Source organism: Algorimicrobium algoritergicola (assembly GCF_008086165.1).
GTDB classification, from domain to species: domain Bacteria; phylum Bacteroidota; class Bacteroidia; order Flavobacteriales; family Flavobacteriaceae; genus Algorimicrobium; species Algorimicrobium algoritergicola.
In genome coordinates this window covers 101,775-116,875 of record NZ_VSKL01000007.1, presented here as the reverse complement: position 1 = coordinate 116,875, position 15,101 = coordinate 101,775, and the positions used below count along the sequence as shown (strand labels likewise).

Genomic DNA, 15,101 nt, shown 5'->3' with positions numbered 1-15,101 from the left:
CTCTTCGTTTTTTAGGTTATGAAGTTGGCAGGTCTCCTGACTTGTTTTATGCTATTAAACCTTCCCAGTAATAAAACCAGTGGTTATTGAAGTAATAACATCTCTAAATAGAGATACTCAATTGCGTTGAGTATAAACTTACAGTTGCGGGAACAGCTCTGGATTTTAACCAGATTCCCTTTTAATTGTAGCAATCGTGAACGTTTTTAACAGGATTTAAATACCACTTAAAAACATGCTGATTTACTATCAAACCAAATTCACGGCAAAAGTAATTATTCTTTTCAGATTAGCACCATGAAGCCTATTTTTTCTTGGTCATTTTATAAAGTAAATAAATAAATCCTGCTAAAAAATGAAAGATTACAGCGCCAGCTACTATATATAATGTTACATTTGAACCGTCACGCATAGTTAAAAATTTTCTATAAATTTACGTGATTTTTAATTCTTCAAACGTTACAAATGTTACATAAAAAGATAGTTTTCATTACGCTTCTATTGAGTTTATTTTTCTGGAATTGTCAAGACAAAGCCAAGCAAGAAATTAGCCTGCCCGAAACCAGTAAATCATCTGTAAAAATTGATTATGCCACAGGTTTTGCCATTACAAATTATGAAAATTACACACTTCTAACTATTAACAATCCTTGGCCAGATTCTGATAAAAACTACCGTTATCTTTTGCTCACAAAAGCGCAAGCTGCTGTAAGTACATTTAACAAAAGTGATTACGATGGCATTATTACTATTCCTGTTGAGAAAATGGTGGTCACATCTACAACGCATATTCCTGCATTGGAATTATTAGAGGTTGAAAACACCTTAATTGGATTTCCAGGAACCGATTATATTTCTTCCGAAAAAACACGAAAATTAATTGAATCTGAAGCCATTAGAGAACTCGGTAAAAATGAAGGCATTAATACCGAAGTATTGTTAGAACTAAACCCAAATGTGGTAATTGGTTTTGGTATTGATGGTAATAATAAAAGTTTTGAAACCATCAGAAAATCAGGAATTCCTGTTATTTACAATGGTGATTGGGTAGAAACTTCGCCATTAGCAAAAGCAGAATGGGTTAAATTTTTTGGGGCACTTTATAATAAAAGTGATGAAGCTGAAACTGCTTTTAAATCAATTGAAACCGCTTATTTAGAAGCTAAAAATTTAGCTGAAAATGCCACCAGCAAACCAAGTGTTTTAAGTGGCGCCATGCATAAAGACATTTGGTATTTACCAAGCGGAACAAGTCCAGAAGCGCAACTTTTAAAAGATGCCAACGTAGATTATTTGTGGAAAAATTCGGAAAGCAAAGGAAGTTTAGCTTTAAATTTTGAAGTAGTTTTTGATAAAGCCAAGGATGCGGCTATCTGGATTAGTCCTTCCTACTATAACTCATTAGAAGCTTTAGAAAAAGCCAATTCACACTACACCCAATTTGATGCTTTCAAAAATAAAAACATTTATTCTTTTGTCAATACTGCTGGCAGAACAGGCGGTGTAACCTATTATGAATTAGGAACTGCCAGACCCGATTTGGTATTGAAAGACTTGGTGAAAATAACGCATCCTGAATTGCTTGAAAATTATGAATTACAGTTTTTTAAACGTTTAGAATAAACCGATATTTGCACGAATCCGTTTTATGAATACCAACTACACATACGCTTTTATTACCCTCATAATCGTACTGGTAATTTGCTTTTTAGCAAATATTAGTTTGGGTTCGGTATCCATTCCCATATCTGCAATTATTGAAAGTTTTATTGGCACTTTAGATCACGAATCTTGGTCTTATATCATTAAAGATTACCGCTTACCAAAAGCGCTGACGGCTATTTTAGTCGGTTCTGGTTTAGGTATTTCCGGATTATTAATGCAAACCTTATTTAGAAACCCATTGGCTGGTCCGTTTGTTTTAGGAATTAGTTCCGGCGCTAGTTTAGGTGTGGCACTCGTTATTTTAGGAGCTGGAATTTTTGGCGGCGCATTTGCCACAATTTTTGTATCCAAATGGAGTATTATTATTGCGGCTAGTTTAGGGAGTTTTCTCGTGCTCTCAGCAGTTTTAGTTGTTTCTTCAAAAGTGCGAGACACCATGGCTATCCTCATTATAGGACTAATGTTTGGTAGTATTACCGCTGCTGTGGTCAGTGTCCTCTCCTACTTTAGTAGCGCAGAACAACTTCAGCAATATATTTTCTGGGGATTTGGAAGTTTAGGAAACCTATCATGGCAAGAATTGGGTATTTTCTTTATCGTTTATAGCCTCGGCATGCTGTTGACGATTTTCTCAATCAAAGGTTTAAATTCACTTTTATTAGGTGAAAATTATGCGAAGAGTCTTGGATTAAACATCAAACAAACGCGACTTATTATTATTATTTCTACTAGTTTATTAGCCGGAACCATAACCGCTTTTGCAGGACCTATTGCTTTTATTGGTTTAGCTATTCCGCATATTACACGCCAAGTATTTACAACATCTAATCATAAAATATTAATTCCAGCCGTATTTTTATTTGGCGCCATTATCATGCTTATTTGCGATAGTATTGCGCAATTACCAACTAGTGATTATACCTTGCCAATTAACGCAATTACGTCATTAATTGGAGCTCCTGTGGTTATTTGGTTGTTGGTGCGTAAACGTAAAATGTTATTTTAAGATAATAGAATATAGAATATAGAAAGTGACTAAAAGCAATCAACATACCATTCTTAAAACGGAAAACCTCACCATCGGTTACGCTTCCAAGAAAGCAGATACTATTGTGACTTCCCATATTAATATGGCCTTACAAAAAGGGCAGTTAATTGGTTTAGTTGGTGCTAATGGTATTGGGAAGTCCACACTGTTACGAACGCTTACTCATGTGCAAGATAAATTATCAGGCACGGTTTTTCTAAATGAAAAAAATCTAGAAACCTATACAAATGCTGATTTGGCCAAAACCATGAGTTTGGTATTAACTGAAAAAATTGCCTCTAAAAATTTATCTGTTTTTGAATTGGTGGCTTTAGGCCGACAACCATATACCAATTGGGTTGGGAATTTATCTGCCAATGATTTGGAAGTTGTTAATCGGGCTTTAAACCAAACCAATATTGAAGCTTTAAAAGATAAAAAGTGCTTTGAATTAAGTGATGGTCAATTACAAAAAGTCATGATTGCACGTGCTTTGGCTCAAGATACCGATTTAATTATTCTGGATGAACCTACGACGCATTTGGATATGTATCACAAAGCTTACATTCTAAAATTGCTTCAAAGGTTGGTTAAAGAAACCAATAAAACCATTCTATTTTCTTCGCATGAAATAGATTTAGCTATTCAATTGTGTGACACTATGGTGGTCATGACAAACAACACGGTTATAACCGATACACCTTGTAACCTGATTTCTAAAGGTGTTTTTGATACGCTTTTTCCTAAAGATTTAATTGCTTTTGATAATCGGACTGGTAGCTTTCGGGTTAAAAAGTAACTATAAATTTTCATTTTAAGCCCAAAAGAACTACATTTAGTGTATTCATTTTCAATATATTAACAAATCTACTTAATTCTAACCTATCTTAATTATTACGCTAGTAATCATTAATCCAAAGGTCATGAAATTCAAAATCAGTTTAATTCTTGTCACATTAGTTTCTTTAGTAAGTTTTTTGCTTTTTCATTATAACAAAGAAGCAGAATTTGATTATACAAAACAAGTCGGTATGAATTACATTAAATGTATGCCTGCCAAATTCCTGTTAACAGATGTTGATACCACCAAACAAATTTCGCCATTATTTGAAAATCTTGGTATACACAGCTATAAAGTCAGTACCAAAAATGAATTGGCACAACGCTTTTTTAATCAAGGCTTACGGTTAACATACGCTTTTAATCATGCGGAAGCTCATCGTTCTTTTATGGAAGCTTCACGTTTGGATCCTAATTTAGCTATGGCTTTTTGGGGACAAGCCTATACGCTTGGCCCAAACATTAATGACCCATTTCCAGATGATGATCGTAAAAACAAATACAATGAAGCCATAGCAAAAGCTATAAAATTGGCTCCGAAAGCCACAAAAAAAGAACAAGCTTTAATTAATGCTTTAACTTACCGATACTCCAAAGATTTAACAAAAGACACAGGTGATTTAAACTATAATTACATGGAATTCATGGCTGAAGTGGCAGCAGAATATTCAGAAGATTCCGATATCCTAATTCTTTATGCAGCTTCGGTAATGAACACAGTACCATGGAATTATTGGGATAAAAAAGGAAACCCGTCACCTAATATTCTAGAAGCTAAAAAAGCATTAGAAGAAGCCATGGTTTTAAGTCCCGATAATCCTGGAGCACACCATTATTATATTCACATGGTGGAACTACCTAAACCAGATTTAGCCATTCCAAGTGCAGATAAATTAGGAACTTTAATGCCTGGAGCAGGACATATTGTTCATATGCCTTCTCATATTTATATTCGTGTAGGTCGTTATAAAGATGCCGTTTTAGTGAATCAGCAAGCTATTTTAGCAGATGAGGATTATATTTCACAGTGTTACGCTCAAGGCATGTATCCTTTAGGTTATTACCCACATAATATTCATTTTTTATGGTCTGCTGCTAGTCTGTTAGGTAATAGTGAAATTGCTATTGACGCCGCAAAAAAAACAGCTGAAAAAGTTCCCGTTGGCGAAATGAAGGATTTACATTTCTTACAAAATTTTGCTGCCACACCTCTTTTAGCCTATACTAGATTTGGAAAATGGAATGATATTTTAACCTACCCAAAACCTCATGATGATATAAAACATTTAAAACTTATCTGGCATTATGCAAGAGGTGTTGCTTTTGTTAGAAAAAACAATAATAAGGAAGCAAAAGAGGAACTGGAGGCTATTCAACTATTAATTGATGATCCAGACATGGAAAATATTACAGCAACTGGATTTGACAACGGAACAACCATTGCAAAATTAGCTTATGAAGTAGTTGCTGGTGAAATTGCTTCATTGGATAAAAAATACAATCTTGCCATTTCACATTTTGAAAAGGCTGTAGAATTGGAAGACAATTTAATTTATAATGAACCTGCATCTTGGTACATTCCACCAAGACAAAATTTAGGAGCTACCTTACTAAAAGCGGGTAAATATCAAGAAGCTGAAAAGGTATATTTAGAAGATTTAATGGATTTAAGACAAAATGGTTGGTCTTTAATGGGGTTGTATGAAAGCTTAATGGCGCAAGAAAAATTAGACGAAGCTTCCGCTATTATGCAAGAATTTAACACGGCTTGGCAAGATGCAGATATTGAAATTAGTACGTCCGTTCTTTAATGAAATATTAAATTGTGTGTATTGCTGATAATTCATATCTATACTTAAAAGTACCTCTTTAAGTCATTCTGTTTGTTGTTTTCGAGTAAAAACAGGATATATTTTTTACCCTTTTACAACATCTATTAAATGATAAAACTTCATATGGCGAATTTTACAAGTTCCAATTAAAAAAAATTATCTTTGGTGAAATTCTCTTTTTAAAAATGATTGACAGCCTTATTCTCATTATTGCTATTATTTTTTCGGGTGCTATTGGCGCCTATATTGGTCTGACTATTTCCAAACTAAAAAACAAAAGTGACACAAGTACACTTGAGGAGCGAAACACTAATTTGCAGCAACAACTCGCTAGCTTGAAGGTGTCTTTTGATGAAGAAACTCAAAAACAACAATCCTATTTTAATCAACAAACAACTGATTTAAAAGAACTCCTATCCAAAATTGAAATTGATAGAGATGACATTAGAAAAGAAAAAGAACTTCTAAATTCAGAATTAGCACGGCGCAATTCAGAATACGAAAACTTGGAACAACAACTTTTAAAACGCGATGAAGAATTAGAACTTCGCCAAGAACAATTACGTAAGGATTTTGAGCTATTAGCTACTAAAATTTTAGACGAAAAAACAGAGAAATTCACCCTTCAGAATAAAGAGAACATAAAAAATATTTTAAACCCGCTTCAAGAAAAAATTCAAATTTTCGAGAAAAAAGTAGACGATACACAAAAGGAAAGTATCAGCATGCATTCGGCTTTAAAAGAACAATTGTTGGGTTTAAAAGATTTAAATCAGCAAATGACCAAAGAAGCTACAAACCTAACTAGAGCTTTAAAAGGTGATAGTAAAATGCAAGGAAATTGGGGCGAATTAGTTTTAGAACGTGTTCTAGAAAAATCTGGTCTAGAAAAAGATAGAGAGTATTTTGTACAACAGAACTTTACGAGAGAAGATGGCACCAGAGTGCTTCCGGATATTGTATTGCATTTACCGGATAATAAAAAAATGATTATTGACAGTAAGGTGTCATTAACAGATTACGAACGCTATGTAAACGCAGAGGATGATGAACGTGAAATTTATCTTAAAGCACATATAAATTCTATTAGAAAACACGTAGACCAACTTTCTGAAAAGAAATATGAAGATTTATACGATATAGAAAGTCCTGATTTTGTATTACTTTTTATTCCTATAGAACCTGCTTTTGCGGTCGCCATTAATGCAGACAACTCCATTTACAATAAGGCATTCGAGAAAAACATAGTTATTGTTACACCTTCTACCCTTTTAGCTACTTTACGAACGGTAGATAGTATGTGGAATAACGAAAAACAACAACAAAATGCCATTGAAATTGCCAGGCAAGCTGGTGCTTTATATGATAAATTTGAAGGTTTAGTAAAAGACCTAACAGGCGTAGGAAAGAAAATTGATGATGCTAAAAAAGACTATTCATCAGCCATGAATAAGTTAGTTGAAGGAAAAGGAAACCTTATTACAAGTGTTGAAAAAATTAAAAAACTAGGTGCCAAAGCTAAAAAAGCATTACCTGAAGCTATTTTAAAAAGAGCAAAACTGTCATCTGATGATGACGAATAACAAACAAATTACACGATGAAAAATATATTAACTAAATTAATTGTCGCTTTAGTCCTAGTCATAGTTGGTTATGGCTGTTTTATTTATTTTGCAACATATAGTGAAGGTATTCGCGCTGGCGAACTGGTTAAGTTTAGTAGTAAAGGCGTTATTATAAAAACGTGGGAAGGTGAAATTAGTCAAGGTGTTTCAGAAGCCCAATTGTTTGAATTCTCTGTGGAAGATAGCGAAGAGCAAGTCATTAAGGACTTAACAGAAATGCAAGGTAAATATGTGAAATTACATTATTATGAACGTTATAAAACCTTATTTTGGTTAGGTGACACCAAATACTTTATCACTAAAGTAGTATTGGACAAAGAACGTAATAACAGGCGCTATTAATATGAAAAAATCTTATAAAACTGTAGAATGCTCGCGTATTAGCATTGCTGAATTAATGCAACCGTCACACTCTAATTTTGGCGGTAAAATTCATGGTGGCTATATGTTGAGCCTTATGGATCAAATTGCGTATGCTTGCGCTTCCAAACATTCTGAAAATTACTGTGTGACCGCTTCTGTGGATACCGTAAATTTTTTAGAACCGGTGGAAATTGGCGAGCTTGTTACCATGAAATCTTCCATCAATTACGTAGGAAAAACATCTATGGTTGTTGGAATTCGTGTGGAAGCAGAAAATATTAGAACAGGACATGTTAAACACTGTAATTCATCCTATTTTACCATGGTTGCCAAAGATGATAACGGAAAATCGTCACCAGTACCTGGACTCATTTTATCATCTTTAGAAGAAGTAAAGCGATTTTTAAAAGCTATTGAACGTAATAAAACCAAGAAAAATAGGCTTATTGAGTTTAATAGTACAGATTTTGTTTTGGAAAATTATTTGAAAGAATTAGCCGATTACAATATTAAAATTGATCTATAATCTTGGTTATATAACCCAAACACCCTTTTTAACTTTGTTTTGATTACCAACCATTTGGATATTTCAATAAAATATTCGATATTTGATTATTCCTTTTAAACGGAATATATTAATTTATTCCTTAATTGTGGAATATTTTGAATTATTCATATATAAAGGCATATAATTAAAGCATCAACATTTATGACTAGTGTTATTACAGGCGATATTATAAATTCTAAAAACGTGAAACCAGCTATTTGGTTGCCGCAACTCAAGGATGCGCTAACCTTTTTAGAGTCTGACACGCGTTTGTGGGAAATATACAGAGGTGATAGCTTTCAAATAGAAATAAAAACCCCTCAAAACAGCTTTTTACATGCTGTTTATATCAAAGCTTGTGTTAAAATGATAAAGGGCTTAGATGTACGCATAGCAATAGGAATTGGTACTAAAACATATCAAGGTGAAACCGTAACCGAATCAAATGGAGAAGCCTTTCAATTTTCAGGGGAAACATTAGAAAACCTAAAAAAGGACAAGATTAATTTAAAGCTGAAAACATCAGATACTATTTTAAATAGAGATATGAATTTATACTTTAAATTAGCTATGATTAGCATGGATAATTGGACCGTAAATTCTGCCGAAATTATAAAAATACAAATTGAAAATCCCCATAAGATTCAAAGTGAAATTGCACAACTAATTGGTATTAATCAAGAAGCCGTAAGCAAACGGATGAAACGCGCTAATCTTGAAGAAATATTAGAACTGAACAACTTGTATATCATTAAAATAAGTAACTTGTAGGATGATTTTATTAGTAAAACTTATTTTAGCACATTTGATTGGAGATTTTATTCTTCAACCAAAGTCTTGGGTAAAAAGTAAAGAAAAGAGAAAACTAAAATCGCCTAAACTATACTTACATGTTGCCATTCACATGGCGTTGTTATTTATTCTAGTTTGGGATGTATCCTATTGGCCATTACTACTAATTATTACATTATTGCATTTTATTATAGATGCTATCAAACTGTTTTTTCAAAATAAGAAAACCAAACGTCAATGGTTTTTTATTGATCAGCTGTTACACATCATCAGTATTTTTGCTGCTTATTTCATCTACACAAACACATCGTTTACAACATCTGAAATACCTGCCGAATCTGCTCTACTTCTACTTACCTGTTTGCTATTTTTAACAAAACCTGTTTCAATAATCATGCAGGCTATTTTTAGTAAATGGAATATAGAGAAACTCACCAAAGGCAACGAATCATTAAAGGATGCTGGCAAGTATATTGGGATTCTTGAGCGTCTTCTGGTATTCATCTTTATTATTATGAATCATTGGGAAGCTGTAGGATTCTTAATTACAGCAAAATCCGTTTTTAGATTCGGTGATTTAAAAGAAAGTAAACACCGAAAACTCACGGAATACATTTTAATTGGCACGCTCATTAGCTTCGGTATTGCCATCATTACAGGTATAATATTTCAAGTATTAGTATAAAAAAACCACCAGATAAATCTAGTGGTTTGTATATGTAATATAAAAATTAGGTTACTGCTTTACAAAGCGCTTTGAAATAGTTTCTTTAGTATTAGAAATTCGCACTAAATAAACACCACTATCCCACTGACTCACATTTATGGATGTATTTAAAGCCTTAATACGACCTTGATACACACGAGATCCTAAAATGTTATAAACTTCAACTTTAGAAAAATTATTAGATGAAGCTACACGGATATTTAATTTCGACTTACTTGGGTTTGGGTAAATAGTAAAACCCAATTCCTTTGTAAAATTAGAACGACTTAACGTTGTAGAGGCCGTAATATTATCAACACGTAATGTAGATGCAATTACTTCACCTTTCCAATTGTCAATTGAAGAATGACTTAAAATACGCATAGTTGACACATCTCCCAACACTTCTGCAACAGAAGCAGGTCCTTGAACAACTGTGAAATCAGATACTGCAAGTGATAATGCAACACTTGTCCAACCAGTTCCCGCAGCAAGAAAAACAGGGTTTGTAGAAACCATACGAGTTCCCATTGGTCCTTGAAACGCTAAACGTAAATTTAAATCGTTTGTTAACGCTTGTGCTTGAAATTGAATTTCAACAATACCTTCCGAAATAAAATTACCAGACCATTGCGAAAAGGAATTAAAAAATACCATTCTACTTCCTGCTCCACTACCACCTATGGATGTGTATTCTAAAAAATTATCATCAACACCGTTTGGTCCACCAGTAGTAATGTTTTCTGGTGCTCCAGTAGTAGATCCAATAATCCAATTCTGAACGGTTCCATCTTCAAAATCATCTATTTGTCCCGCAGATACTTGTGCAAAAGTCCAGAAAGAGATCATTAAAAAAGGTATAATAAGTAGTTGTCTAATCATGATTAGGATATTTACAAAACAAAAGTAACGCTTTTTTAAAAGCAATTTTTAAAAAAGCGTTACTAAAAAAAATGTTACTAAAGATTTCTTAATTACTTACTTAAGTACATTTTACGTCTCGCATATAAGTTGTAAAACTCATCGTCTTTCAAGCTATCGATAAACAAAATACTTTCACCTGTACTCTTCATTTCTGGTCCAAGCTTTTTATTAACATTTGGAAACTTGTTGAAAGAGAAAACAGGTTGTTTAATGGCGTACCCTTCTAACTTTGGGTTAAAGTTAAAATCGGTAACTTTCTTTTCGCCTAACATAACTTTTGTTGCGTAATTTACATAGGGTTCACCATAAGCTTTTGCAATAAAAGGAACTGTTCTTGATGCTCTTGGATTGGCTTCAATAATATAAACCACATCATCCTTAATTGCGAATTGTACATTTATTAAACCTACTGTATTTAAGGCTAATGCAATTTTCTTGGTATGATCTTTTATTTGCTGCAACACCAAATCACCTAAATTAAAAGGTGGTAGTACACCATTACTATCACCAGAGTGGATTCCACAAGGCTCAATATGCTCCATAATCCCAATGATGTATACGTTTTCACCATCGCAAATAGCATCGGCTTCCGCTTCAATAGCACCATCTAAATAATGATCTAACAACAATTTATTATCTGGCATCTGGCGTAATAAATCTACCACATGCTCTTCTAGTTCTTTTTTATTGATAACAATTTTCATGCCTTGACCACCTAAAACATAAGACGGTCTAACTAGGATTGGAAAATCTAAAACATCTGCAATTGCTAAAGCTTCATCTGCATTTGTTGCCACAGCAAATTCTGGATATGGAATATTATTTTCTTTTAAAATAGTTGAAAAACTTCCTCTATCTTCAGCTAAATCTAGAGATTTATAGGTTGTTCCAATAATTTTAATACCGTAACGGTCTAATTTTTCCGCTAATTTTAATGCCGTTTGTCCACCAAGCTGTACAATAACACCTTCTGGTTTTTCATGACGAATAATATCATAGATGTGTTCCCAGAACACTGGCTCAAAATATAATTTATCGGAAATATCAAAATCGGTTGAAACTGTTTCCGGATTACAGTTAATCATTATGGTTTCGTAACCACATTCCGCAGCTGCTAAAACACCATGAACACAACAGTAATCGAATTCAATACCTTGACCAATTCGGTTAGGTCCAGAACCTAAAACTATAATTTTCTTTTTATCAGTAACGACACTTTCATTAGAGGATGCTATTTCACCATTTTCTAACTCTACTTCATTTTCAAAAGTTGAATAGTAATAAGGTGTTTGCGCTTTAAATTCGGCAGCACAAGTATCAACTAATTTATAAACACGTTTAATTTTGAATTCTTCTCTCTTTGTATAAACCTGACTTTCCAAACATTTTAGCATGTGTGCTATTTGTCGGTCGCCATAACCTTTTTGTTTACCTTCTAGTAATAAATCGCGTTCAATAGTTTCAATTGAAAATTTAGAAATTTCTTTTTCTAAATGATGTAATTCTTCATATTGCTTTAAGAACCACATGTCAATTTTTGTAATCTCATGAATACGACTTAACGGGATACCCATTTGAATAGCATCATAGATCACGAAAACACGATCCCAACTTGCGTTGGTCAACTTTTCAATAATTTGATCGTAATCTTTATAACCTTTTCCATCAGCTCCCAGTCCGTTACGTTTAATTTCAAGCGATTGCGTTGCTTTATGCAAGGCTTCCTGGAATGAACGACCAATTGCCATAACCTCACCAACTGATTTCATTTGAAGTCCTAAAGTTCTATCTGATCCTTCAAACTTATCAAAGTTCCAACGTGGAATTTTTACTACCACATAGTCTAAAGTCGGTTCAAATAAAGCGGAAGTAGATCCTGTAATTTGATTAGTTAATTCATCTAAATTATAACCAATTGCTAATTTTGATGCTATTTTAGCAATGGGATAACCTGTTGCTTTACTTGCTAATGCCGAAGAACGTGATACACGTGGATTAATTTCAATAGCAATAATATCTTCATTCTCATCTGGACTTACAGCAAACTGCACATTACAACCACCCGCAAAATCACCAATACTACGCATCATATGGATAGCCATATCACGCATGCGCTGGAAGGTTTTGTCTGACAACGTCATTGCTGGAGCAACTGTAATAGAATCGCCAGTATGGATTCCCATAGGGTCCATATTTTCAATCGTACAAATAATAACAACGTTATCATTTCTATCGCGTAATAACTCTAACTCGTATTCTTTCCAACCTAAAAGTGCTTTGTCAATCATTACTTCATGAATTGGCGAAATTTCCAATCCACGTGTTAATAATTCATCAAAATCCTCTTCTTTATAAACAATGGAAGCTCCTGCTCCACCAAGTGTATAGGACGCTCTAATAACCAACGGAAAACCAAACTCTTGAGCAATTTCCTTACCTTTTAAATAAGACGTTGCTGTAGCTTGAGGTGCCATTGGGATTCCAATTTTCAACATGAGTTCACGAAACTGCTCACGATCTTCAGTAATATTAATAGCTTCTATATCAACACCTATTAACTTGACATTGAAATCATCCCAAATTCCTTTTTCATCTGCTTCAATCGCTAAATTTAATGCAGTTTGTCCGCCCATTGTAGGAAGAACAGCATCAATTTGCGGATGTTCATTCAGAATTTTAATAATGGATTTCGTGGTAAGTGGCAACAGGTAAACATGATCTGCCATGGAAGGATCTGTCATGATGGTTGCTGGATTAGAATTGATAAGAATAGTTTCAATTCCGTCTTCTCTTAATGATCGTAATGCTTGGGTTCCTGAATAATCAAATTCACAAGCTTGACCAATAACTATGGGTCCTGAACCTATAAGCAGAACAGATTTTATGTTTTTGTTTTTAGGCATGTTGAAATATTTTGTGCAAAAGTAGTTAACGAATGGGTATAAAAAAAGGCGTTACCAATTTGGAACACCTTTATATATTAACAATTGTTAATTCATTATTTTTTATGTCTTAACTCAGAAGATACAGATATTTTCTTTCTTCCTTTAGCTCTTCTACGAGCAAGGACTTTTCTTCCATTAGCACTGGCCATTCTTTCTCTGAAACCATGCTTGTTTTTTCTTTTTCTTTTTGACGGCTGAAATGTTCTTTTACTCATTACTTATATCTTTAAAGTCTTCTTAATATCTTTTAACCTTGTTTTAGGTTCTATCCCTAAAACTGCGTGCAAATATACAAACCCTTTTTTATTTAACAAACCTTATTTTAAAAATATTTTATAGATAAAATTTTAGTTTCTTTGTAGTCCTTAAAAAAGGTAAATAAATGCAGAGAATTTTAGCGACTAGTATATTACTATTCACCCTATTAGGTAGTAATACCTATGCACAAACGCAGTTGCAATATAAATTAAAAATTGGAGATAGCATTGCAGTTCATCAGAAAGCTAATCAAAAAATTACCCAAGATATTGATGGAACGAAGCATGAAATGACCAATATTTTGGAAAGCAAGTTTGTTTTAGCGGTTAAAACAGTCACAGATAGCTCCTATATTTTAGATTTTACGTACAAACTTTTTAAACTGCAGTCAAACTCCAATTTATATGGCGAAATTATGTCTATTAATACAGATGAACCCATTGAAAACGGTGATACGGAAGCGGCTATTTTTTCTGGACTAACCCAATCTAAACTAAAGATTGAACTTTTAAAAACTGGTGATATTATTAGTGTTCGTGGTACAACACGCCTAATTAATAATATGATGAAACACGCTGGAATTGAAGACGAATTCACAAAACAAATCATGATTGAGGAAATGAAGAAAGAATTTGGTAGCCAAAGTCTTTCAGATAGTTTTGAGCAATTCACCTTTATTTATCCGTCAAAAAAAGTGGCTGTTAATGATCGCTGGGAAAACACCTATTCGGGTGAATTGGAAGCCAAAAATACATGGACTCTTAAAGCATTAAGTCCATCGATTGACATTTTAGGCACCGCATATATTTCTTTAGAGTCTGTTGAAGAAAATTACACTATGATTTTAGAAGGTGAACAAAAAACGCTTATTTCTGCAGATATTAAGACGGGTATTGTAAAAACTATGTCTGTGACTTCTAAAACTCAAGGTAACACTGTATCTTTGCAAAATAATTCAGTAAAAATACCAACAACTATAAATTCGGTTACAACCTATAAAACGAAACTTTATGTACAATAAAATTATAAAATTAATCATAGCTATAGGCATCATTGCGTTTGCTATTTATCAATTTGTGGAAGGTAACATTGGTAATGGTATCATGTTTATATTACTATCGTCAATTTTTGTGTTTCTATATTTTAAAAATGAATTTATTCTAATAGCATTCTTAAGACTTCGAAAACAAGATTTTGAAGGTGCGAAAAAATGGCTTGATAAAATTAAAAACCCAAGTAGCGCTTTAGTAAAGAAACAAGAAGGTTATTACTACTATTTACATGGTATTATGGTATCTCAATCTAATATGAATGAAGCCGAGAAGCACTTTAAAAAAGCAATTTCTTTAGGCTTATCTATGGATCATGATTTAGCAATGGCCAAATTAAATTTAGCCGGAATTGCTTTTACTAAAAACAGAAAAAACGAATCTAAATTACTTCTTAAAGAAGCGGAGAAATTAGATAAACGTAACATGCTTGCTGATCAAATTAAAATGATGAAAGAGAACATGAAACGTTCTCAAGGCCCAAATCAACATTATGGTCAGAATCAAATGCGCGGTAAAAGACGTTAA

General features: G+C 33.2%; 14 protein-coding genes and 1 riboswitch. Of the genes, 11 read left to right on the top strand and 3 right to left on the bottom strand.

Going from position 1 to position 15,101, the window contains the following annotated elements; genetic code table 11:
• Positions 1-9: 9 nt before the first annotated feature.
• A riboswitch (cobalamin riboswitch) is annotated at positions 10-242 on the bottom strand.
• 223 nt (positions 243-465) lie between these two features.
• The 9 genes from ES675_RS15035 (at position 466) to ES675_RS14995 (ending at position 9,376) form a co-directional block, all read left to right on the top strand.
• Positions 466-1,623: an ABC transporter substrate-binding protein gene (locus ES675_RS15035; RefSeq protein ID WP_066252672.1), complete on the top strand. Its 1,158-nt coding sequence runs from the start codon at positions 466-468 to the stop codon at positions 1,621-1,623.
• Positions 1,624-1,648: 25 nt separating this feature from the next.
• On the top strand, positions 1,649-2,671 hold the full coding sequence (locus ES675_RS15030) for a FecCD family ABC transporter permease (protein WP_066252674.1): 1,023 nt from the start codon (positions 1,649-1,651) through the stop codon (positions 2,669-2,671).
• 25 nt (positions 2,672-2,696) lie between these two features.
• A complete protein-coding gene (locus ES675_RS15025; protein WP_066252677.1) occupies positions 2,697-3,491 on the top strand; it encodes an ABC transporter ATP-binding protein in 795 nt (264 codons plus the stop codon).
• Between the two features lie 124 nt (positions 3,492-3,615).
• Positions 3,616-5,343, top strand: a complete 1,728-nt coding sequence (locus ES675_RS15020) for a tetratricopeptide repeat protein (RefSeq protein WP_082985929.1) — start codon at positions 3,616-3,618, stop codon at positions 5,341-5,343.
• Between the two features lie 206 nt (positions 5,344-5,549).
• Positions 5,550-6,947 carry a DNA recombination protein RmuC gene (gene rmuC / locus ES675_RS15015; protein WP_066252679.1) on the top strand — a complete coding sequence of 466 codons (1,398 nt, stop codon included), beginning with the start codon at positions 5,550-5,552 and terminating at the stop codon, positions 6,945-6,947.
• 15 nt (positions 6,948-6,962) lie between these two features.
• A complete protein-coding gene (locus ES675_RS15010) occupies positions 6,963-7,331 on the top strand; it encodes a 6-phosphogluconate dehydrogenase (RefSeq protein WP_066252681.1) in 369 nt (122 codons plus the stop codon).
• A gap of 1 nt (position 7,332) precedes the next feature.
• Entirely contained in the window at positions 7,333-7,878 is a 546-nt protein-coding gene (locus ES675_RS15005) for an acyl-CoA thioesterase (RefSeq protein ID WP_066252682.1), read from the top strand.
• Between the two features lie 183 nt (positions 7,879-8,061).
• Positions 8,062-8,670 carry a transcriptional regulator gene (locus tag ES675_RS15000; RefSeq protein ID WP_066252684.1) on the top strand — a complete coding sequence of 203 codons (609 nt, stop codon included), beginning with the start codon at positions 8,062-8,064 and terminating at the stop codon, positions 8,668-8,670.
• A gap of 1 nt (position 8,671) precedes the next feature.
• Positions 8,672-9,376, top strand: coding sequence for a DUF3307 domain-containing protein (locus tag ES675_RS14995; RefSeq protein WP_066252687.1), 705 nt, complete (start codon positions 8,672-8,674; stop codon positions 9,374-9,376).
• Positions 9,377-9,427: 51 nt separating this feature from the next.
• Here the strand turns inward: ES675_RS14995 and ES675_RS14990 are convergent, their stop codons facing one another.
• The 3 genes from ES675_RS14990 to rpmH all read right to left on the bottom strand — a co-directional run bounded on the left by ES675_RS14990 (position 9,428) and on the right by rpmH (position 13,481).
• A complete protein-coding gene (locus tag ES675_RS14990; protein WP_066252691.1) occupies positions 9,428-10,279 on the bottom strand; it encodes a T9SS type A sorting domain-containing protein in 852 nt (283 codons plus the stop codon).
• Between the two features lie 92 nt (positions 10,280-10,371).
• Entirely contained in the window at positions 10,372-13,224 is a 2,853-nt protein-coding gene (gene carB / locus ES675_RS14985; RefSeq protein WP_066252693.1) for a carbamoyl-phosphate synthase large subunit, read from the bottom strand.
• 95 nt (positions 13,225-13,319) lie between these two features.
• Positions 13,320-13,481: a 50S ribosomal protein L34 gene (gene rpmH / locus ES675_RS14980; RefSeq protein WP_066252696.1), complete on the bottom strand. Its 162-nt coding sequence runs from the start codon at positions 13,479-13,481 to the stop codon at positions 13,320-13,322.
• A gap of 167 nt (positions 13,482-13,648) precedes the next feature.
• Here rpmH and ES675_RS14975 point away from each other — a divergent pair, with 167 nt between their 5' ends.
• Positions 13,649-14,545 carry a DUF6263 family protein gene (locus ES675_RS14975; RefSeq protein ID WP_066252699.1) on the top strand — a complete coding sequence of 299 codons (897 nt, stop codon included), beginning with the start codon at positions 13,649-13,651 and terminating at the stop codon, positions 14,543-14,545.
• On the top strand, positions 14,535-15,101 hold the full coding sequence (locus tag ES675_RS14970) for a hypothetical protein (protein WP_066252700.1): 567 nt from the start codon (positions 14,535-14,537) through the stop codon (positions 15,099-15,101). Before ES675_RS14975 ends, ES675_RS14970 begins: the two co-directional genes overlap by 11 nt.